Source organism: Nitriliruptor sp., from assembly GCF_040882075.1.
Classification (GTDB): domain Bacteria; phylum Actinomycetota; class Nitriliruptoria; order Nitriliruptorales; family Nitriliruptoraceae; genus Nitriliruptor.
The window spans coordinates 6,822-28,164 of record NZ_JBBEBZ010000172.1; the positions used below are offsets into that span (position 1 = coordinate 6,822).

Annotated in this window: 17 protein-coding genes; 15 read left to right on the forward strand and 2 right to left on the reverse strand. The window is 72.0% G+C overall.

The window, feature by feature from the left end; all coding sequences use genetic code 11:
* The first annotated feature begins 57 nt into the window (after positions 1-57).
* From WEB03_RS11275 to WEB03_RS11325, 11 genes are all read left to right on the forward strand, one after another.
* Positions 58-1,560: an AlkA N-terminal domain-containing protein gene (locus WEB03_RS11275; RefSeq protein WP_368071104.1), complete on the forward strand. Its 1,503-nt coding sequence runs from the start codon at positions 58-60 to the stop codon at positions 1,558-1,560.
* Positions 1,557-2,087, forward strand: coding sequence for a methylated-DNA--[protein]-cysteine S-methyltransferase (locus WEB03_RS11280; protein WP_368071050.1), 531 nt, complete (start codon positions 1,557-1,559; stop codon positions 2,085-2,087). Before WEB03_RS11275 ends, WEB03_RS11280 begins: the two co-directional genes overlap by 4 nt.
* 64 nt (positions 2,088-2,151) lie before the next feature.
* Entirely contained in the window at positions 2,152-3,132 is a 981-nt protein-coding gene (locus WEB03_RS11285; protein ID WP_368071051.1) for a DMT family transporter, read from the forward strand.
* 42 nt (positions 3,133-3,174) lie between these two features.
* Entirely contained in the window at positions 3,175-3,837 is a 663-nt protein-coding gene (locus tag WEB03_RS11290; protein ID WP_368071052.1) for a DUF192 domain-containing protein, read from the forward strand.
* Positions 3,834-4,703, forward strand: coding sequence for an NAD(P)-dependent oxidoreductase (locus WEB03_RS11295; protein ID WP_368071053.1), 870 nt, complete (start codon positions 3,834-3,836; stop codon positions 4,701-4,703). Before WEB03_RS11290 ends, WEB03_RS11295 begins: the two co-directional genes overlap by 4 nt.
* Positions 4,704-4,735: 32 nt before the next feature.
* Complete coding sequence (locus tag WEB03_RS11300; protein ID WP_368071105.1) at positions 4,736-6,460, forward strand: DEAD/DEAH box helicase; 1,725 nt, start codon at positions 4,736-4,738, stop codon at positions 6,458-6,460.
* A gap of 258 nt (positions 6,461-6,718) precedes the next feature.
* The gene (locus WEB03_RS11305; RefSeq protein WP_368071054.1) at positions 6,719-6,883 is read left to right on the forward strand and encodes a hypothetical protein; all 165 of its coding nucleotides are present in this window, start codon (positions 6,719-6,721) and stop codon (positions 6,881-6,883) included.
* Positions 6,884-7,121: 238 nt separating this feature from the next.
* A complete protein-coding gene (gene dnaK, locus WEB03_RS11310; RefSeq protein WP_368071055.1) occupies positions 7,122-8,972 on the forward strand; it encodes a molecular chaperone DnaK in 1,851 nt (616 codons plus the stop codon).
* 94 nt (positions 8,973-9,066) lie between these two features.
* On the forward strand, positions 9,067-9,765 hold the full coding sequence (locus tag WEB03_RS11315) for a nucleotide exchange factor GrpE (protein WP_368071056.1): 699 nt from the start codon (positions 9,067-9,069) through the stop codon (positions 9,763-9,765).
* Between the two features lie 42 nt (positions 9,766-9,807).
* Positions 9,808-10,953, forward strand: a complete 1,146-nt coding sequence (gene dnaJ / locus WEB03_RS11320; protein ID WP_368071057.1) for a molecular chaperone DnaJ — start codon at positions 9,808-9,810, stop codon at positions 10,951-10,953.
* Between the two features lie 11 nt (positions 10,954-10,964).
* A complete protein-coding gene (locus WEB03_RS11325) occupies positions 10,965-11,603 on the forward strand; it encodes a heat shock protein transcriptional repressor HspR (RefSeq protein ID WP_368071058.1) in 639 nt (212 codons plus the stop codon).
* 15 nt (positions 11,604-11,618) lie between these two features.
* Here WEB03_RS11325 and WEB03_RS11330 read toward each other — a convergent pair whose 3' ends face one another.
* Positions 11,619-14,372, reverse strand: coding sequence for a DNA methyltransferase (locus WEB03_RS11330; protein WP_368071059.1), 2,754 nt, complete (start codon positions 14,370-14,372; stop codon positions 11,619-11,621).
* A 5-nt stretch (positions 14,373-14,377) separates the two neighbouring features.
* Entirely contained in the window at positions 14,378-14,680 is a 303-nt protein-coding gene (locus WEB03_RS11335; protein ID WP_368071060.1) for a hypothetical protein, read from the reverse strand.
* 219 nt (positions 14,681-14,899) lie between these two features.
* Between WEB03_RS11335 and WEB03_RS11340 the strand changes: the two genes are divergently transcribed.
* The 4 genes from WEB03_RS11340 (at position 14,900) to clpB (ending at position 21,303) form a co-directional block, all read left to right on the forward strand.
* Complete coding sequence (locus WEB03_RS11340) at positions 14,900-16,180, forward strand: acetyl-CoA C-acetyltransferase (protein WP_368071061.1); 1,281 nt, start codon at positions 14,900-14,902, stop codon at positions 16,178-16,180.
* Positions 16,181-16,229: 49 nt separating this feature from the next.
* The gene (locus WEB03_RS11345; RefSeq protein ID WP_368071062.1) at positions 16,230-17,603 is read left to right on the forward strand and encodes a 3-oxoacyl-ACP reductase; all 1,374 of its coding nucleotides are present in this window, start codon (positions 16,230-16,232) and stop codon (positions 17,601-17,603) included.
* A 2-nt stretch (positions 17,604-17,605) separates the two neighbouring features.
* On the forward strand, positions 17,606-18,469 hold the full coding sequence (locus WEB03_RS11350; protein ID WP_368071063.1) for a MaoC family dehydratase: 864 nt from the start codon (positions 17,606-17,608) through the stop codon (positions 18,467-18,469).
* A 260-nt stretch (positions 18,470-18,729) separates the two neighbouring features.
* Complete coding sequence (clpB, locus tag WEB03_RS11355) at positions 18,730-21,303, forward strand: ATP-dependent chaperone ClpB (RefSeq protein ID WP_368071106.1); 2,574 nt, start codon at positions 18,730-18,732, stop codon at positions 21,301-21,303.
* Positions 21,304-21,343 lie beyond the last annotated feature (40 nt).

Consider the following 21,343-nt stretch of genomic DNA (forward strand, 5'->3'; position numbering starts at 1 on the left):
CACCGCCGTGTCGCGTTCCTGCCAGCGAGGTCCGGCTCGGCCCGCGACACTGCGGGCATGCACACCGACCACGCCCGCTGCTACCGCGCCGTCCAGGCGAAGGATCCCCGCTTCGACGGGTGGTTCGTCACGGCCGTGCGCACGACCGGGATCTACTGCCGGCCGAGCTGTCCCGCGGTCACCCCACGGAGCGGGAACGTCAGCTTCCACCCGACCGCGGCCGCGGCGCAGCGTGCCGGGTACCGCGCCTGCAAGCGGTGCCGACCCGATGCCAGCCCGGGCTCACCGGAGTGGGACCTGCGCGCCGACGTCACCGCGCGGGCCGTCCGGCTGATCGCCGACGGCGTCGTGGACCGCCAGGGGGTGCGTGGGCTGGCATCGGCCCTCGGCTACAGCACCCGGCAGGTCGAACGCCACCTGCGGGCCGAGCTCGGTGCGGGACCGCTGGCGCTGGCCCGCGCCCACCGGGCGCAGACGGCCCGCACCCTGATCGAGACCTCGAACCTGCCGTTCGGTGACGTGGCGTTCGCCGCCGGGTTCGGGAGCATCCGGAGCTTCAACGACACCGTCCGCTCCATCTTCGACCTCCCACCGAGCGAGCTGCGTCGGCGAGCCGCCAGGTCACACCCGACCGAGGCGGCACCCGGCGTGATCTCGCTGCGGCTGCCCTTCCGGCGACCCTTCGCGCCGGAAGGTGTGATCGGTCACCTCGTCGCCACCGCGGTCCCCGGCGTCGAGGAGTGGCGCGACGGCAGCTATCGCCGCACGCTCGGTCTCCCCCACGGGCACGGCACCGTGCGGCTCACGCCGCGGACCGACCACGTGGCCTGTCAGTTGCGCCTCACCGACCTCCGTGACCTGACCGCCGCCGTCGGTCGCTGCCGCCGACTGCTCGACCTCGACGCCGATCCCGAGGCGGTCGACGCCGCGTTGAGCGCCGATCCGCACATCGGACACCTCGTGCGCGCCACGCCGGGTCGCCGGGTCCCGCGGGCCGTCGACGCCGAGGAGCTGGCCATCCGCGCGGTGCTGGGCCAGCAGGTGTCGACCGCGGCTGCGCGCACCGTCGCGGGCCGCCTCGTCGCGGCGCACGGGACGGCCGTGGTCGACGTGGACGGTGAGCTGACGTCGCTCTTCCCGAGCGCAGTGCGACTGGCCGAGGTCGATCCTGCGACGTTCGGGCTGCCGCGCACACGCGCTGCCGCCCTGCACGACCTGGTCCGAGCACTGGCAGCGGGCGACCTCGACCTCGGCCCCGGAGCGGACCGTGCGGCGGCCCGGGCCGGTCTGCTCGATCTGCCGGGGATCGGCCCCTGGACGGTCGAGATCATCGCCATGCGCGGCCTCGGGGACCCGGACGCTTTCCCGATCACCGACCTCGGCGTGAAGATCGCCGCCGAGCAGCTCGGCCTGCCCGGGTCGCCCTCCCGCCTGCTCGCCGCCGCCGAACGGTGGCAGCCGTGGCGGGCCTACGCGGTCCAGCACCTGTGGGGTTCGCTGGACCACGCCATCAACTCCCTGCCGTCCACGGTCGGGACCGACGCTGGAGCCGCTGCGTGAGCCCCCAGACCGCCACCGACCTGACGATCGCGACCGACCGGGTGCACACCACGATCGAGTCTCCGATCGGCCCGCTGCGGTTGGTGGCCACCGACGGCGTCCTGAGCGGGCTCTACATGGACGCCCAGCGGCACCTGCCCGACGAGGCGAGCTTCGGTCGGCCGGACCCCGCGCCGTTCGCCGATGCGGCGCTGCAGCTCACCGAGTACTTCGCGGGGGAGCGGACCTGGTTCGACCTGCCGCTCCACCTCGATGGCACCGACTTCCAACGCCGGGTCTGGGGTGCCCTGTGCGACATCCCGTACGGGCAGACCTGGTCCTACGGGCAGCTCGCGGAGCACATCGGGTCGCCGGGAGCTTCGCGAGCGGTCGGACTGGCCAACGGTCGCAACCCCATCTCGGTCATCGTGCCCTGCCACCGCGTCGTCGGGGCCGACGGGAAGCTGACCGGCTACGGCGGCGGGGTGGAGCGCAAGCAGCTCCTGCTCGACCTCGAACGCGACCGGCGAGGCGACCGCCTCTTCTGACCGCGGCCGTACCCTGGCCGGTCGCGCCGCGACCGCTGGCGCACCCGTGCCCGGAGGCCGATCGGTGACGACGACGCTCGACCGTGCGTCCCGCGTGGGCGCTGCCCGTGTCGGCACGATCATGGCCCTGACGTCCGCCGCGACCTTCGGGTCCTCCGGCGCGATGGGGAAAGCCCTGATCGAGACCGGCTGGACCGCCGGCGCCGCCGTGCTCGTGCGGCTCGGTGGCGCCGCCCTCGTCCTCGGCGTCGCGGCGGCGATCTCCCTGCGGGGCAGGCTGCGGTTGCGAGCCGCCTCGCTCCGGACCGTCCTGGTCTACGGCGTGGTCGCGATGGCCGGCGCGCAGCTGGCGTTCTTCAACGCGGTGCGGACCCTGGACGTCGGGGTGGCGCTGCTGCTCGAGTTCCTCGCGCCCGTGCTGCTCCTGCTGTGGTCGTCCCTCCGAACGCGCACCCTGCCCGCGCCGGCGACGATGGCCGGTGCGGCGCTCACCCTCGTCGGGCTCGCGCTCGTCCTCGAGCTCACCTCGGCGACCAGCGTCGACCTCACCGGCGTCGCGTGGGGTCTGGCGGCCGCGGTCTGCCTCGGCGTCTTCTTCGTGCTGTCCGAGCGGGAGCACGACGACCTGCCGCCGCTGGTGATGGCCGCAGGTGGGACGGCGGTCGGCGCGCTCGTCATCGCTGCGGCCGGCGCCATCGGCATCGTCCCCCTGGCGTTCGCGACCCTCGACACCTCGCTTGCGGATGCCACGGTGAGCTGGCTCGTCCCCGCCGCGTGGCTGGTGCTGGTCTCGACCGTCGCCGCCTACCTCACCGGGATCGGTGCCGTGCTGCGGCTGCGGGTGCGCACCGCCTCGTTCGTGGCGCTGACCGAGGTGCTGTTCGCGGTCCTGTTCGCGTGGTTGCTCCTGGCGGAGCTCCCGGGCCCGTCCCAGTTGCTCGGCGGGATCTGCATCGTCACGGGGATCGTCGTGGTCCGGCGGACCGAGAGCGCCCGACCGAGCCGGCCCGCGGCGACCTCCCTCGACACGGTCCCGACGGCCTGAGCCGGGATCATCGACGGGTGCGCTGCGAGGTAGCGTCACCTCATGCTCACCACGACCCGTTCCTGGCCGATCCGTCTCGCCGCTGCAGCGTGCGCTGCCGCCCTCCTGGCCGCCTGCTCGTCCGGCGATCCGGACGACGACGGGACCGGCGCTGGGCCGGTCGATGACATCCAGGTCGGGGACCCGGACGACGGGACCGCGGCCACGCCGCAGCCGGACGTCCCCGGCGTCACGGGCGCCGAACCCGCCGACGACGTGCCGACCGAGGTGGGCGAGGCGCAGGCCCCTCCGCTGCTGGCCGTCATCGATGGGTGGCCCGAGACCACCGTCCAGGTCGTCGCCGACGACCCGATGACGTTCCGGGTCAAGGTCGCCGACACCCCCGAACGTCGGCAACAGGGCCTGATGAACGTGCCGGAGCTCCCCGACGACGTGGGGATGCTGTTCCTCTTCGACGAGACCCACGCCGGCGGGTTCTGGATGAAGGACACGCTCGTCCCGCTCGAGATCGCCTACCTGCGCGACGGCGAGGTGGTCGCGGTGCTGCAGATGGACCCGTGCGGGGACGCCGACCCCTGCCCGACCTACGAGCCCGGCATCGAGTACGACGCCGCGCTCGAGGTGAACCAGGGGCTCCTGTCCGACGCGGGGGTGGAGTCGGGCACGCCGGTCAGCTGGGCTCCGCCGGTCGAGGTGGCGTCGTGATCGGCTTCATCGGGCTCGGGGCGATGGGCCGCCCGATGGCGGCCAACCTCGCCGCCGTCGCACCCACGGCCGTGTGGAACCGGACCGCCACCACCGCGCAGCAGCACGCCGCCGAGCACGGCACCCACGCGGTGGCCGATCTCGAGGACCTCGGTGACTGCCAGGTGATCATCACCTGTCTGCCGACCACGGACGAGGTCGTCCAGGTCGCGGGTCGGTTGGCCCCCGTTCTCGCCGGGGGCACGGTCTGGATCGACCACACCTCCGGGGACCCCGCCGCGTCCCGCGACCTCGCGGCCGACCTCGTCGGGCGCGGCATCGCCTACCTCGACGCGCCGGTGTCCGGTGGCACCGACGGCGCGGCCGCCGGCACCCTGACCGTGATGGTCGGTGGTGACGCCGAGGTCGTGGCCGACGTGCGCTGGTGCCTCGAGGCGGTCGGCGAGCGCATCGTCCACGTCGGGCCGCTCGGGACCGGGCACGCCACGAAGGCGGTCAACAACGCCATGCTCGCCACCTCCCTCTGGGCTGCAGCCGAGGGGCTGGCAGCCCTGACCGCCGCCGGGGTGTCGGCCTCGCTCGCGCTCGAGGTCATCAACGGCAGCTCCGGACGCAGCTTCGTGACCGAGCGGCTGTTCCCCGAACGCGTCACCACGCGCACCTTCCCCAACACCTTCGCCCTGCCGCTGCTCGCCAAGGACGTCCGGCTCGCCGGCCAGGTCCTCGACGACGCGCAGGTCAGCGGCGAGGTCCTCCGACTCATCCAGCGACTCACGGCCGCAGCCGCCGATGAGCTCGGACCGGATGCTGACCACACCGCGCTCGTGCAGGTCGTCGAACGCGCCGCCGACGTGGAGCTGACGTGAGCCCCGACACCCCCGAACCCACCCCCGAACCGATGCCGGCCGACGCGCCGACGCTGTTCACCGACACCGGCGACGACGCAGCGACCAGCTTCGCTGACCTGGGCCTGCGTCCCGAGCTGCTGCAGGTCCTCGACAGCCTGGGCTACGAGGAGCCGACGCCGATCCAGCGCGAGGCGATCCCACCGGCGCTCGGCAACCGCGATCTGCTCGGTCAGGCCGCCACCGGCACGGGCAAGACCGCAGCCTTCGCTCTGCCGGTGCTGCACCGTCTGGAGGATCTCGGCAGCCGCGGCCGTACCCCGATCGCGCTGGTCCTGGTCCCGACGCGCGAGCTGGCCATGCAGGTCTCGCAGGCCTTCCACCGCTACGGCCGGGACGTCGGCGCCCGGGTGCTGCCGATCTACGGGGGCCAGCCGATCGGCCGCCAGATCCAGGCGCTCGAACGCGGCATGGACGTCGTCGTGGCCACTCCCGGTCGCGCGCTCGACCACCTCACGCGCGGCACGCTCGACCTGTCCGGACTCGAGGTCGTCATCCTCGACGAGGCCGACGAGATGCTCGACATGGGCTTCCAGGAGGACCTCGACGCGATCCTCGTCGAGACCCCCGAGTACCACCAGACGATGCTGTTCAGCGCGACGATGCCGCCCCGGATCGCCAAGCTCGCCAAGGCCCACCTCCACGAACCGATCCGCATCACGCTCGGGCGCGAGGACGTGGAAGCGGGCGAGTCGCCACAGATCCGCCAGAGCGCCTTCGTGGTCAACCGCGCGCACAAGCCGGCCGCGCTCGGGCGTGTGCTGGACGTCGAGTCGCCGGTCGCCACGCTCGTGTTCTGCCGCACCCGCAACGAGGTCGATGAACTCACCGAGACCATGAACGGCCGCGGCTACCGCGCCGAGGCCCTCCACGGCGGGCTCAGCCAGGAGCAGCGCGACCGGGTGATGGACCGGCTCCGCAGCCAGACCGCCGACCTGCTCGTCGCCACCGACGTCGCGGCGCGCGGCCTCGACGTCGACCACCTCACCCACGTCGTGAACTACGACGTCCCGTCGGCGCCCGAGGCCTACGTCCACCGGATCGGCCGCGTCGGCCGCGCCGGTCGCGAGGGCGTCGCCATCACGCTCGTCGAGCCGCGCCAGCACCGTCTCCTGAAGGCGATCGAGCGGCACACCGGCATCCGCATGGAGGTCGAACGGGTCCCGACGGTGGCCGACCTGCGGGCCCGTCGGCTCGAGCTGACCCGTGCGGCCCTCCGTGAGAGCCTGCTGCAGGACGAGGACGAGCTCGACCGGTTCCGTGGCGTGATCGAGTCGCTCGGTGACGAGTTCGACCTGGTCGAGGTGGCGCTCGCGGCGGTCAAGCTCGCCCACGAGTCGATGGGCGGCAGCGACGACGAGGTGGAGCTCCCCGACGTCAGCCTCAAGCCCGACGCCGGTGGCGGCAAGCCCGGAGGCAAGCCCGGCGGGAAGGGCAAGGGCGGCCCCAAGGGGCGCGGGCCGAGCGGCGACAGCGCCCGCATCTGGGTCGGGCTCGGTCGCAGCGCCGGGATCCGCCCCGGCGACCTCGTCGGGGCCATCGCGGGTGAGTCCTCGGTGACCGGCCGCGAGATCGGTGCCATCGAGATCACCCACCGGTTCTCGCTGGTCGAGGTCCCCGCGGGCAAGGTCGACGAGGTGATCGCCGCGCTCCAGGCCACCAACATCAAGGGCCGGAAGGCGACCGTCAAGCGCGACCGCGGCAACAAGGGCCGCTGACCCTCGCCGCTGGGGCCTACCGGTAGACCGGGAGGGGCAGGTCCGCCCCCTGGTGCCGACCGGTAGGCGAGCGCCACCGTTCCTGGGGCCTACCGGTAGACCGGGAGGGGCAGGTCCGCCCCCTGGTGCCGACCGGTAGACCGGGAGGGGCCCGTTTGCCCCCGCTCGTCTACCGGTAGGCGGGGGCCGGTCGGGTTGGAGGTCGCTCGTCGCGCGGGAGTACGCTGGCCAGGAGCCCATCGGAACCAGGAGCCGGTCGTGGAGCTGTGGCAGATCGTGCTGTTGACCTTCTTCGTGCTGCTCCCGATGGCGCTGCTGCTCGATTTCTGGCCCGACCGCGAGCGCCTCACCCGCACCGGGACGCCGGTCGAGCGTGATTGGGAGCCCCAGATCACCCACGAGCCGCACGACGAGCACCACTGAACCCCGCTCGTCGCCGACCCTCACCGCCGCCCTTTGGGCGGGATCGGGTTCGCGGGACCGTGACGGCCACCCGCTCGCGCACGTAGGGTGAGTCGTATCGACTCAGGTTACCTGTGCCGATAGGACGCGTGACCTTGCGTGGTTCGCGGGCGGTCGTACCTTGTGTCACAGCGACGCAGGTCCCTGGACGGACCCGCGCCCCCACGTCCACACCCACGCAACCGCGAGGAGGCCTCACATGGCCAAGGCTGTCGGCATCGACCTCGGGACGACCAACTCGGTCGTCTCCGTCATGGAGGGTGGCGAGCCCACCGTCATCGCCAACGCCGAGGGCGCGCGCACGACGCCGTCCGTCGTCGCCTGGTCCAAGTCGGGCGAGGTGCTCGTCGGTGAGGTGGCCAAGCGCCAGGCCGTCACCAACGCCGACCGGACCATCCGCTCGGTCAAGCGCCACATCGGCACCGACTGGAAGACCTCCATCGACGGCAAGGACTTCACGCCGCAGGAGATCTCGGCCCGGATCCTGATGAAGCTCAAGCGCGACGCCGAGGCCTACCTCGGCGACGACGTCACCCAGGCCGTCATCACCGTCCCGGCCTACTTCGACGACGCCCAGCGCCAGGCCACCAAGGAAGCCGGCGAGATCGCGGGCCTCGAGGTCCTGCGCCTCGTCGCCGAACCGACCGCCGCGGCGCTCGCCTACGGCCTCGAGAAGACCGACGAGCAGACCGTCCTGGTCTTCGACCTCGGCGGTGGCACCTTCGACGTGTCCGTCCTCGAGATCGCCGAGGGCGTGTTCGACGTCAAGTCCACCTCGGGCGACAGCGCGCTCGGTGGTGACGACTGGGACCAGGTCCTCATCGACTGGATGGTCACCAGCTTCAAGAACGACCACGGCGTCGATCTGAGCAACGACCGCATGGCCCTCCAGCGCCTCAAGGAGGCCGCCGAGAAGGCCAAGATCGAGCTGTCGTCCTCGCAGGAGACCAGCGTCAACCTGCCGTTCCTGACGGCGACTGACGCCGGCCCGCTGCACTTCGAGTCGACCCTCACGCGGGCGAAGTTCAACGAGCTCACCAAGCCGCTGCTCGACAAGCTCAAGGCGCCGTTCCAGGCCGCCATCCGTGACGCGGGCGGCGACACCTCGGCGATCGACCACGTGATCCTCGTCGGTGGCTCGACCCGGATCCCGGCCGTGCAGGACCTGGTCAAGGAGCTGCTCGGCGGTAAGGAGCCCCACAAGGGTGTCAACCCCGACGAGGTCGTCGCGGTCGGTGCAGCGCTCCAGGCCGGCGTCCTCAAGGGCGACGTCAAGGACGTGCTGCTCCTCGACGTGACCCCGTTGTCGCTCGGCATCGAGACCAAGGGCTCGATCACCCACAAGCTGATCGAGCGCAACACGACCATCCCGACCAAGCGTTCGGAGGTGTTCACCACCGCCGACGACAACCAGCCCTCGGTCGAGATCCACGTCGTCCAGGGCGAGCGCGAGATGGTCGCCGACAACAAGTCCCTCGGGAAGTTCATGCTCACCGGTCTGCCGCCCGCGCCCCGCGGGATGCCGCAGGTCGAGGTGACCTTCGACATCGACGCGAACGGCCTGGTGCACGTGTCCGCCAAGGACCTCGGCACCGGCAAGGAGCAGTCGATGACGATCACCGGTGGCTCGGCCCTCCCGAAGGACGACATCGAGCAGATGATCGCCGACGCGGAGTCGCACGCCGCCGAGGACGCCAAGCGTCGCGAGGCCGCAGAGACCCGCAACCAGGCCGACACGCTGGCCTACCAGACCGAGTCGACGCTCAAGGAGCACGGCGACAAGCTCGACGCCGGCGTGAAGGCCGACATCGAGCAGGCGCTCACCGAGCTGAAGGACGCCCTCAAGGGCGACGACGTCGACACGATCAAGGCCAAGGTCGAACAGCTCGCGGGCAAGAGCCAGCAGCTGGCCGAGGCGATCTACGCCGCCAACGCCGACCAGCCCGAGGGTGACGCCACCGCCGACACCACCGACGCGTCGGACGACGATGACGACGTCGTCGACGCCGAGGTGGTCGACGAGGGCGACGACCAGCAGGCCGCAGGCTGACACGGCAGCACCCGGGGCGCGTCCCGGCGCACCCCGGCCGCCGCCCGCGCCACCCACCACCGCCCACCGATCCCGCACCGCGCCGAGGAGCACCGTGAGCCAGCAGCCCGACCCGGTGAACGAGCCCGCCAGCGACGCGTCCGCAGCCGAGGAGGTCGCTGCCGCGGTCGTCGGGGCGTTCCCCGACGGGGACGCGGACAGCCGCGCGGCCGAGGACGGGGTCACCCCACCCGCCGGCGAAGGCGACACCGGAGAGGGCGACGCCGTCGATCCGGTCCACCAGCTGCTCGGCGATGTCGACGGCGACGGCGATCCCGAGGACACCCGCACGCGGGAGGAGCTGCTCGTGGCTGTCACCACCGCCGAGCGCGAGCGTGACGAGTACCTCGACGACCTGCGTCGCTCCCGCGCCGAGTTCGAGAACTTCCGGCGGCGCACCCAGCGCGACGCCGGCACCGCCCGGGACGCCGGCCGCGGTGACGTCGCTGGGGCCCTCCTCGACGTGCTCGACGACCTCGACCGCACCCTCGACGCGGCCGAGGACTCCGCCGACCCGGGGCTCGCCAAGGGCGTGTCGCTGGTGGCGGAGAAGCTGACGACCACCCTCGCCGGGCTCGGGCTGGTCCGGCTCGATCCGCTCGGCGATCCGTTCGACCCCTCGCTCCACGAAGCCGTCCAACAGGTGCCCGCTGACGAACCCAACGATGCGCCGCTGGTCGAATCGACGCTCCGACCCGGCTACCGCCTCGGCGACCGGGTACTGCGCCCGGCGATGGTCGTGGTCAAGGGGTGACCCACCTGATCGAGGACCGATCGACCGGAGGAGGTGAGGCGCGTGGCACCGCAGCGTGAGTGGCTCGAGAAGGACTACTACGCCGCGCTCGGCGTGGCCGACGACGCCTCCGCCGACGACATCAAGAAGGCCTACCGCAAGCTGGCGCGCAAGAACCACCCGGACGCCAACCCCGAGGATCCGAGCGCGGAACAGCGCTTCAAGGACGTCGGCGAGGCGTACGGGGTCCTCAGCGACGTCACGAAACGGCGCGAGTACGACGAACTGCGTCGGCTCGGTGCCGCGGGGTTCCCCGGCGCAGGCGGCGGTCGCCCCGGTGACCCCTTCGGTGGCGGGTTCGCCGGTGGTGACCTCGGCGACCTGCTCGGCCAGATGTTCGGCCAGGGCGGCGCCGGACGCGGGGCCGCCCGTCCGCGACGTGCCCGTCGCGGTCGTGACCTGCGGGCCGATGTCCACCTGACCTTCGAGGACGCCCTCGCCGGTGTCCGCACGACCCTGCGCATCACCGGTGACGGCGCGTGCGACACCTGCAAGGGGTCCGGCGCCGCACCGGGCACCTCGCCCGTCCGCTGCGAGACCTGCGGCGGACGCGGGCAGGTCACCGTCGACCAGGGTCCGTTCTCGTTCGCTCAGCCCTGCGGACGCTGCGGTGGCCGTGGCCAGCGCATCGAGACCCCGTGCGCGACCTGCGACGGATCGGGCCGGGTCGTCAAGCCGCGGCAGCTGACCGTCAAGGTGCCCGCCGGCGTCAAGGACGGTGCGGTGATCCGCGTCGCTGGCCGTGGCGGACCCGGCGCCGACGGCGGGCCGGCCGGTGACGTGCTGGTCTCCGTGCACGTCGCACCCCACCCGCTCTTCGGGCGGCGCGGCGACGACGTCACACTCGAGGTGTCGATCACCTACGCCGAGGCCGCGCTCGGCACCAAGCTCACCGTCCCGACGCCGTCGGGGAACACACGGACCATCAAGATCCCCGCCGGAACGACGTCGGGTCGCACCCTGCGCGTCAAGGGGGAGGGCGGCCCGAAGCGAGGTGGCGGGACCGGAGACCTGCGGGTGACGGTCCGCATCGAGGTCCCCTCGCGGCCGAGCCGTGAACAGAAGCGCTTGCTCGAGCAGCTCGCCGAGCTCGACGACACCTCCGCGCGTGACGCCGACCTGCTCGGCGCCGTCGCGCGGGACAGCTGAAGGGGGTGGCCGTGAACGCCACCGCGGACAGGCCCCTCGAGACGGGCGCGGACGAGCACCCGCAGCAGCGGTTCCTCGAGCCGCGCGCCCAGGAGCCCGGTCGAGCGTGGTCGTGGTCGACCCGCCGGCGCGAGGAAGCCGAGGAGGCCGCGGCCGCGGGCGAACGCTTCCAGACCCCCGACGACGACGCGCCCGTCTACGTCATCTCGGTGGCGGCGGAGCTGGCCGAGCTGCACCCGCAGACCCTGCGTGCCTACGAGCGTGAAGGGCTGCTCACACCCGCGCGGACCGAGGGTGGCACGCGCCGCTACTCCCCCCGCGATGTGGAACGTCTGCGCCTCATCAAGACCCTGACCACCGACGAGGGCCTGAACCTCGCCGGGGTCCGGATCGTGCTCGAGCTCGGCGAGAATCTCGAAGGTGCCCGCCGCCGCGTCGGGGAGCTCGAGGAGATGGTCCGGGTGCTCGCCGAGCGGCTGGACACACGTCCAGCCGCGGAGCGGTTCGACCTGGTCAAGTCCCCCAGCCGGGACGTCGAGGTCCACCAGCTGCGGCGCCGCACCGGCCAGCGTGGCGCCCGCCCCGCGAACCGGCCGGTGCAGCGCGCGACGCCCATCCCACCGCCGGAGCGTCGCGCCGCGGACGCCTGAACGACAGCGGCACCGTCAGACGTCGAGCTGTAGGGCGGTCGAGGTCCCGGTCCGGCGGGGGAAGGGGTCGTAGGGCGCACCATCAGCGATCTCACGGTTGCGGATCAGCAGGCGGCGGACCAGCTCATCGTCGTCCTGCGCGACGGAGAGGGGCCAGCCGTACGCCGCGGCGACGGCTCGGTCGAGCGCACGGTGGGCGTCTCGTAGGTCGGTGTACGCACCGTCGTCGAGCCGGTTGTACAGCTCCGTCGATCCGATGCCTTCGGAACGACACAGGGTCGTTCGACGTTCGTAGAGCGCGGCACCAGCGGAAGCCACGGTTGCACGGTGTTCGTCGTCGAGCTCCGGCCACGGGAAGGTCTCGAAGGCCGACGTGCTGGTGTAGCTCAGATCGGCCTTGAGCGTCGAGCCACGGGCCCACGCCCAGGCGTCGTGCGCGCGCGAGTTGAGCAGGCCCATCGCATCGTCGCCGTCGAACGCGAAGACGTAGATCTTGCCACTGGGGCAGGTCCACGGCTCGAGCCAGGTCAGCAGCAGCCGCTTGCCGAAGGCGAGGCTGCCGATGTACCGGGGGAGATCCGCGGTAGCACGGCGTAGGCCGACGGCCTGTTCGCCGAAGAGCCACCAACGTTCCCGCCGAGCCTTGCGACGGTTCGTGTCCCGGTCCGGTTTGACGCGTTCTCGGACGATGGCGAGCGCCGCGGGGTACCGCATCGCCTCCTCGAGCGGTCGCTGCGCGAAGTCGATGATCCACCGCCCCGGACGCTGCTCTGGGTCGTCCGCGATGTCCTCGCCGGTCAGGTACGGGCGGACGACGTCGCGGTAGGACGCGTCGTCGCGTGCGAGCAACTCCTCGGCCTCCGCGGTGGTCAGGATGAAGCCGTCGCCGACCGGGATCGGCCCCTGGAAGCATCGTCCGCGGTTGGCCTCGAGCCGGACCGCCGACGCGGTCGACCGCTCTGGTGTCACCAGTTCGGCGGTGATGCCGGTCACCTGCGCGCCGTCGAGGACGAACCTGGTCGGGGGCGTCGGTGGGTCCTTGATCCAGTTCACGATGCTGACGTGGACCTTCGCCTCACCGGGCCACTTCTGGGTCGACACCGCCTCCGTGATGACGCCCCCGGTCGCGGTGATGTGCTCGAGCGACGCCGACCGGGCGCGGTTCTGGGAGATCGAGTTCGTCCCGACGAGGCCCGCCCGCTGACCCGGCCGCAGTTCGGCGTGAGCGCGCCGGAACCAGTAGACGCAGTAGTCCTTGATCCCAACGCCGAACTCCTCCTTCAGCCAGTCGAGGTAGGCGTCACCCCGGCCGCGACGCAGGTTCTGCGAACCGAGGAAGGGCGGGTTGCCGATGATGGCGTCAACCGACGGCCACGGGTGTACGAGCGCGTCGACGCCCCCCTGGATGTTCGAGAGGTCGACGAGCGGCAACGGCGGCTCCGCTGGCCCGTACGCGTCGAGCATCTGGCGGTGACCCATCCATAGGGTGACCCGCGCGATGGACGCAGCGACGGGCTCGATCTCGAGGCCGTGGAAGTTGCGGAGGGTGACGAACGGCAACGTGGTCGGGTCGGGTGCGGGAACACCCGCCGCGTGGCTCGTCGCCGCGATCTTCGCCTTCGCCGCCGCCTCCAGGGCGCGGAGCTCGCGGTAGGCGACGTACAGGAAGTTGCCGCACCCGCACGCGGGGTCGAGGACGCGGAACTCGCAGATGGTCCGTAGGACGCGCTCGACCTCGGTGATCGAGGCCGCTCGGTCGAGTTGCTCACGCAGCGGGTCCACGATGGTGGGGTCGACGATGCGCTTGATGTCGACCTCGTGGGTGTAGTGGGCTCCGAGGTGTGATCGCAGGTTCTCCCCGAGGAAGCCCTCGAGCAGCGAGCCGAAGATGGTCGGGTCGACCTTGTCCCAGTCGAAAGCGGCCGCCTGCCGGAGCAGCTCAAGTTCGTCGACCTCGAGGTGGAGGCGGGCGGGCTCAGCGAACAGCTCCCCGTTGACGTAGGTGGTCCCCGCCAGCAGGCCGTGCCGCCCACCGTCATCCTCGTCGTTCAGGACGGCGAACAGCGCCCCGAGGTCGGCGTAGGAGGACCGCTCCGGGTGCGCCAGCAGGGTCTCGACGGTGCGTTGGAACGGGTAGCCCTGCAGCATCCGGAGGTCCTCGGCGAACAGGCACCACACCGCCTGGAGGACGAAGGTCTGGATCACCTCCGGGCGGGCTGCCGAACGGTCGAGGAGTGCGTGGTACAGCTGCGAGACGTGCGTCGCCGCCTGGGTGGTGAGTTCACGGTGCTCGATCCCGAAGATCGGATCGTCGCCGCTCCCACCGAGGAAGAGGAGGGTCTCGTACCGATCCGGTAGCTCCTCGAGGGTGAACTCGGCGACCGGTGAGGACGGGTACAGGCCCGGTTGCCACACCTCGAAGCGGTGGAACGCACAGAGGACGACGAACGGCGGCGCCGGTCGACCAGCCGCGGCATCGTCCGATGCTCGCCAGTACCCGAGCGCTTGGTCCCGATGGCGCTCGAGACGGTCGGCCTCCGCGGGCGCCTTCATCTCGATGATCACGACACCGGGCCAGTGGAAGTCCATGACGCCGGCCTGCGAGCCGCGGGCGTCCTCGAGTTCCGCCCGCTCGAGGCGATCGACGCCGAAACAGGCGATCAACTCGTTGAGGTAGGTCTGGGCTTCGCCCCGCTCGGTGCCGCGGTAGCCCGACCAACGGGCGACGAACCCCCGTAGGGCGCGCTGGATCTCCTCGCCGCTACGCACCCGACTCAGGCGAGACGTTGCTGGGAACCGCCGAAGTACGCGGCCTGGAAGAGCTCCTGTCGGACGCGCTCGAGTTCCTCCAGCGCGCGGTCGAGCGCGAGGACGACGTTGGGTTCCGCATCACGTGCGACGGCCCGACGGGCACGGTCGGCGCGTCGGAGAGCCTGCTCGATGTTGGTGATGGTCTCGGCGACCTCGCGCATCGCGGCCTCGTGTGCCGCCTGCCGACCCGACCGCTCGAGGTCGCCATCCGCGACCGTTCGCGCGATCGGAGGGAGCGAGGGGGAGATGCCGGGGTGATCGGCCACGTGGAGCCCTTCGACAGATGCAGGCACCGTACCGCGAGGTGGTGATCCTCCCGAGGGATGGGCGCGCTACCTGTGGAACGTCACCGCTGTCGCGCCGTCGCCCGCGGGCCGCCTGACCCCCGACCCGCACGGCCCCGTCCGTGCGGGGGCGTTCGCCGGTGGCACGCGTTCGCTCGCGTGCGGCAACCTCGGGGCCGTCGCCATCTCCCGGAGGTCCCCGTGTCCGAGCCCCGTCGCGTCGCCATCCTCGGTGGCAACCGGATCCCGTTCGCCCGCTCGAACGGTCCGTACGCTGAGGCGAGCAACCAGGACATGCTCACCGAGGTCCTCGACGGGCTCGTCGCCCGGTTCGGCCTGCAGGACCAGCGGCTCGGTGAGGTCGTCGGCGGCGCCGTGCTCAAGCACAGCCGCGACTTCAACCTCACCCGCGAGAGCGTGCTCGGCAGCAAGCTCGACGGGGCGACGCCGGCCTACGACGTGAGCCAGGCGTGCGGGACGGGGCTGCAGACCGCCTTCGCCGTCGGGGACAAGATCGCGCTCGGCCGCATCGACGTCGGGATCGCCGCCGGGGTGGATACCACCTCCGACGCTCCCATCGCCGTGAGCGAGGACCTGCGCCGGTTCCTGCTCAGCCTCAACGCGGCCAAGACGCTGCAGGACCGGATCAAGCTCCTCGGCAACTTCCGCCCGGGGATGATCGGCATCGAGGCACCCCGCAACGCCGAGCCGCGTACCGGCCTGTCGATGGGTCAGCACATGCAGCGGACCGCCGACCGGTGGGGCATCGACCGCGAGAGCCAGGACGAGATCGCCGTGGCCAGCCACCGGAACGCCGCTGCCGCCTACGAGGCCGGGTTCTTCGACAACCTCGTCTCGCCCTACCTCGGCCTGACCCGCGACCAGAACCTGCGCCCCGACTCGGACCCCGCCAAGCTCGCCAAGCTCGGCCCGGCGTTCCCCAACGACGACGGGTCGGGGACGCTGACGGCCGCCAACTCGACGCCGCTGTCGGACGGTGCGTCGTCGGTCCTGCTCGCCAGCGAGGGGTGGGCCGAGCAGGCCGGGCTCACACCGCTCGCCTACCTCGTCGACCACGAGACCGCCGCCGTCGACTACGTCCACGGTGACGACGGGTTGCTGACCGCACCGATCTACGCCGTCCCGCGGCTGCTCGCCCGCAACGGGCTGAGCCTGCAGGACTTCGACCTGTACGAGATCCACGAGGCGTTCGCCTCCACCGTGCTCGTCACGCTGAAGGCGTGGGAGTCCGAGGCCTTCTGCCGCGAGCAGCTCGGCCGCGACGAACCCCTCGGCGCGATCGACCGGACCAAGCTCAACCCCCACGGCTCGTCGCTCGCGTTCGGGCACCCGTTCGCCGCGACCGGCGGCCGGATCCTGGCCAGCGCCGCCAAGCAGCTCGACGAACGCGGTGGCGGCCGAGCGCTGATCTCCATCTGCGCTGCCGGTGGCAACGGCGTCGTCGCCATCCTCGAGCGCTGAGCCGCTCGCTCCATCGCCCCACCGCTGAACCGACCCGAGAGGTCCTCCCGTGGCAGACCTGTTGCAGCAGCTGTTGACCAGCCCCATCGGCCGGCAGATCACCTCGACGCTGTCGGTGCCGATTCCACCGGAGCTCCGCCGGCACGAACCCGGCCAGTCCCTCGCGCACGGCCCCGTGCTGGTGCTCGCGGCGGACGGTGGTGCCGTCCAGGGGGCGGTCACCGAGCTCCTGACCGGCGCAGGCGTCGACGTCGTGGACGAGGTCACCGACACGGCCGCCGAGCCGGCGGGCGACGGGCGGCCACAACGGTTCGCCGCGATCGTCGTCGACGCCACCGGGATCACCCGTAGCGCCGACCTCGCCCAGCTCCACGACCTGCTCCACCCGGTCCTGAAGCGCGTCCTGCCCTCCGGTCGCATCATCCTGCTCGGGCGGCCCCCGGAGGACGCCGACGACGCCCACACCCGCGCCGCCCAGCGGTCGCTCGAGGGTGTGGTCCGTTCGCTCGGCAAGGAGGCGCGCGACGGCACGACCGTGACCCTGGTGCACGTCGCGGCCGGAGCGGAGGGCGACCTCGATGCGGCCGTGCGGTTCCTGGTCTCGGCTCGCTCGGCCTACGTGTCGGGCCAGGTGCTCCACGTCGGCCCCGCGCCGTCCGGTGCCTGCGACGGCATCGACTGGGAACGGCCGCTGGCCGGGCAGGTCGCGTTGGTCACCGGTGCGGCGCGCGGCATCGGCGAGGCGATCGCCGAGGTGCTGGCCCGTGACGGGGCTCACGTGGTGTGCCTCGACGTCCCCGCTCAGGGTGACGCGCTCCAACGGGTCGCCAACCGGGTCGGTGGCACGACCCTTCAGCTCGACATCACCGGCGACGACGCGCCGCAGCGCGTGATCGACCACCTCCGCGAGCGCCACGGTGGCGTGGACGTCGTCGTGCACAACGCCGGCATCACCCGGGACAAGTCGCTGGCGAACATGGAACGGGGCTGGTGGGACGCGGTCATCGCCGTCAACCTCACCTCCCAGGAGCGCATGAACGACGCGCTGCTCGACGAGAAGGTCCTGAACGAGGGCGGCCGGATCGTGTGCGTGTCCTCGATGGCGGGGATCGCCGGCGGGAAGGGGCAGACCAACTACGCCGCGTCGAAGGCCGGCGTCATCGGCCACGTCGAAGCCCTCGCCCCGAAGCTGGCCGAGCGGTCCGGGTCCATCAACGCGGTGGCGCCCGGCTTCATCGAGACCGAGATGACGGCCGCGATGCCCCTGATCTCGCGCGAGTTCGGCCGCCGCATGAACAGCCTCAACCAGGGTGGTCAGCCGGTCGACGTCGCCGAGGCGATCGCGTTCTTCGCGTCGCCGGCCGCCGTCGGCAGCAACGGCACCACCCTGCGGGTCGACGGCCAGCACCTGATCGGCGCCTAGCGATGACCACGACCGAACGCCTCGACGCGATCCCCTCGCTCGGGACCCTCTACGCCCGCGCTGCCGTTCGCGCGGTGCTGCCCGGCGCGAGCGACGAGCTCCCGGACCGTGAGTTCCAGGTCCGCAGCGTCGACGTCGATCGCGACCACCTCGCTGCGTACTCGCGGGTCTGCGGGTACCGGCTCGCCGACGTGCTGCCGTCCACGTACGTGCACGTGCTGAGTTTCCCCCTGTCGGTCGCGCTGATGGCCGACCGGCGGTTCCCGTTCGCGCTCCCGGGCCTGGTGCACGTGGCGAACCGCGCCGAGACCCACCGCCCCGTCACCGCGAACGAGCCGCTCGACCTCGCCGTCCGCACCGTCGACCTGCGCCCCCATCGCAAGGGGCGGCAGTTCGAGGTCGTCGCCGAGGCACGGGTCGGCGACGACCTCGTCTGGAGCAGCACCAGCACCTACCTCCGCCGAGGCGACGACGGGGACGAGTCCGTGACCGAGGCCGACCTCCCGCTCGAGCCGCCGGAGGAGAGCACCGAGGGAGCGCGATGGAAGGTGCCCGGCGACACGGGCCGCCGGTACGCGGCGGTGTCCGGGGACCGCAACCCCATCCACCTGTCGCCGCTGACGTCCCGGCTGTTCGGCTTCCCCAAGCCCATCGCCCACGGGATGTGGACAGCAGCACGTGCGTTGGCGGCGATCGAGGACCGGGTGCCGGCCACCGGCGTGCAGACCCTGCGGTTCGGCAAGCCCCTGCCCATGCCGCGGACCGTCGCGTTCGCTGCGGCGGAGCGCCCCGACGGCTGGGCGTTCGCCGTGCGCGACACCCGCTCCGGCGCGCCGCACCTGACCGGGACCGTCACCGACGCGTGACGTGACGGGCCCGCTCGTGCAGCGGGCACGAGTTCCATGGACGGCGATCGGGAGCGGCCGGACAGCTCGTCACATGGGGGTGGTCTGCGCCGGGGCGGCGTAGCTCTCTTGCGTCCCCGAGGCGCAGCTGACCTGACCCGACCGTCCGTCGATCGGGTGCACGGCTCGGTCACGGGCGTACCGTCTTCCGCGGCGGTCGGACGCCATGGTGACGTCCGCACGAGCCGACCGGGAGGTGGACCCGCGTGGATCTCGAGAGGATGACGCACAAGTCACAGGAGGCGCTGCAGCGCGCCGCCGGCACCGCACGTGAGCGGTCGCACCCGGAGGTCGGCACCGCCCACCTGCTGAGCGCGCTGCTCGAGCAGTCCGACGGCGTCGTCCTCCCGTTGCTGAACCAGCTCGGCGTCACCCCGGCCACGCTCCGCAGCCGCACACACGAGCTGCTCGAGGCCACCAGCGCGGCGTACGGGGCCAGCGGCGAGGTGCGTCTCTCGCAGGGCCTGCAACAGGTGCTCGAAGCGGCGCACCGCGAGGCGGTCCAGCTCGGTGACAGCTACGTGTCGACCGAGCACCTCCTGCTCGCCCTGATCGACGGCGGTGATCGGACCGCCACGACCCTGGCCGATCAGGGGGTCTCCCGCGACGCCGTCCTCGACGGCTTGCGCGCCGTCCGTGGCTCGCAGCGGGTCACGACCCAGGACCCGGAGGCGACCTACGAGGCCCTGGACAAGTACGCCCGAGACCTCACCGCGCTGGCACGGGAGGGCGAGCTCGATCCGGTCATCGGTCGCGACGAGGAGATCCGTCGGGTCATCCAGACCCTGGTTCGCCGGACCAAGAACAACCCGGTGCTCATCGGCGAACCGGGGGTCGGGAAGACGGCCATCGTCGAGGGTCTCGCCAACCGGATCGTCGACAAGGACGTGCCGAACCTGCTGCTCGACAAGCAGCTGTTCGAGCTCGATCTGTCGGCGATGGTCGCCGGAGCGAAGTACCGCGGCGAGTTCGAGGAGCGCCTGAAGGCCGTGCTCAAGGAGATCGAGTCCTCCGACGGCCGGATCATCACCTTCATCGACGAGCTCCACACCGTGGTCGGTGCCGGCGGTGCCGAGGGCGCGATGGACGCGGCCAACATGCTCAAGCCCCTGCTCGCCCGGGGTCAGCTGCGGCTCATCGGCGCGACCACGCTCGCCGAGTACCGCCGCATCGAGAAGGACGCCGCGCTCGAGCGCCGCTTCCAGCCGGTCCACGTCGCTGAACCGTCCGTCGTCGACACGGTCGGGATCCTGCGGGGTCTGCAGGAGCGCTACGAGAACCACCACAACGTCCGGATCACCGACGACGCGCTGGTCGCGGCGGCGACCCTCTCCGACCGCTACCTGACCGACCGGTTCCTGCCCGACAAGGCCATCGACCTGCTCGACGAGGCGGCCGCGCGGCTCCGCATCGCCAACGACTCGCTGCCCCCCGAGCTCGACGAGGTGGTGCAGCGCGCCAAGCAGCTCGAGATCGAACGCATCAGCCTCGCCCGCGACGAGTCCGAGTCGGCGCGTGGTCGGCTCGCCGACCTCGATGCCGACCTCACCGACCTGCGTGAGTCCGAGGCGGCGCTCCGCGGCCGGTGGGAGCAGGAGAAGGCCATCGCCGACCGCGAGGCCGAGGCGCGCGCCGAGCTCGAGACGGTCCGCAGCCAGGCCGACATCGCCGAACGCCAGGGCGACCTCGAGGCCGTCAGCGAGCTGCGTTACGGCCGCATCCCCGAGCTCGAGCGGACCCTCGACGCGGCGCGCTCGGACCTCGATGCCCTCCACGCCGAGGGCGAGACGCTGATGGACGAGGAGGTCGGCGCGACCGAGATCGCCGAGGTCGTCGGGCGCTGGACCGGCATCCCGGTGACCAAGCTGCTCGCCTCCGAGACCGCCAAGCTGATCGAGCTCGAGGATCACCTGCACCGGCGGGTCATCGGCCAGGACGAGGCGGTGGAGGCGGTGGCGAACGCCGTGCGTCGTTCACGGTCCGGGCTCGGGGACCCCGACCGGCCGCTCGGCAGCTTCCTGTTCCTCGGTCCCACGGGTGTCGGCAAGACCGAGCTGGCGCGGGCGCTCGCCGAGTACCTGTTCGACGACGAGCGGGCCATGGTCCGCATCGACATGGGCGAGTACCAGGAGAAGCACAGCGTCGCCCGCCTCATCGGGGCACCCCCCGGGTACGTCGGCTACGACGAGGGGGGCCAGCTCACCGAGGCGGTCCGCCGCCGGCCCTACCGCGTCGTGCTCCTCGACGAGGTCGAGAAGGCCCACCCGGACGTCTTCAACGTGCTCCTGCAGGTGCTCGACGACGGACGCCTCACCGACGGGCAGGGGCGGACGGTCGACTTCCGTAACGTGGTCGTGATCATGACCTCGAACCTCGGGAGCGGGCACATCCTCGACGTGACCCTCGCGCCGGAGGAGCTGCGCGAACGGGTGATGGTCGACGTCCGGTCGCACTTCCGCCCGGAGTTCCTCAACCGCATCGACGAGACGGTCATCTTCGACCGGCTCGACGCGCCGCAGCTGCGAGCCATCACCGACATCCAGCTCGAACGCCTCCGCGCCCGGCTCGCCGACCGCGACCTGACGCTGGAGGTGACCGACGCGGCGCTCGACCACCTCGCCGAACGCGGCTTCGATCCGGTCTACGGTGCCCGACCGTTGAAGCGCGTGATCCGGCGCGAGCTCGAGGACCGGCTCGCCAAAGCGCTGCTCGCCGGCGAGATCGAGGACGGTCAGACCGTCCGGGTCGACGTCGCGGGCGACGAGCTCACCATCGCTGCAGCCGCCCGGGACTGACCAGGCGTCCGCGGCCACCGCTCGCGTGCGTCGCCGGTAT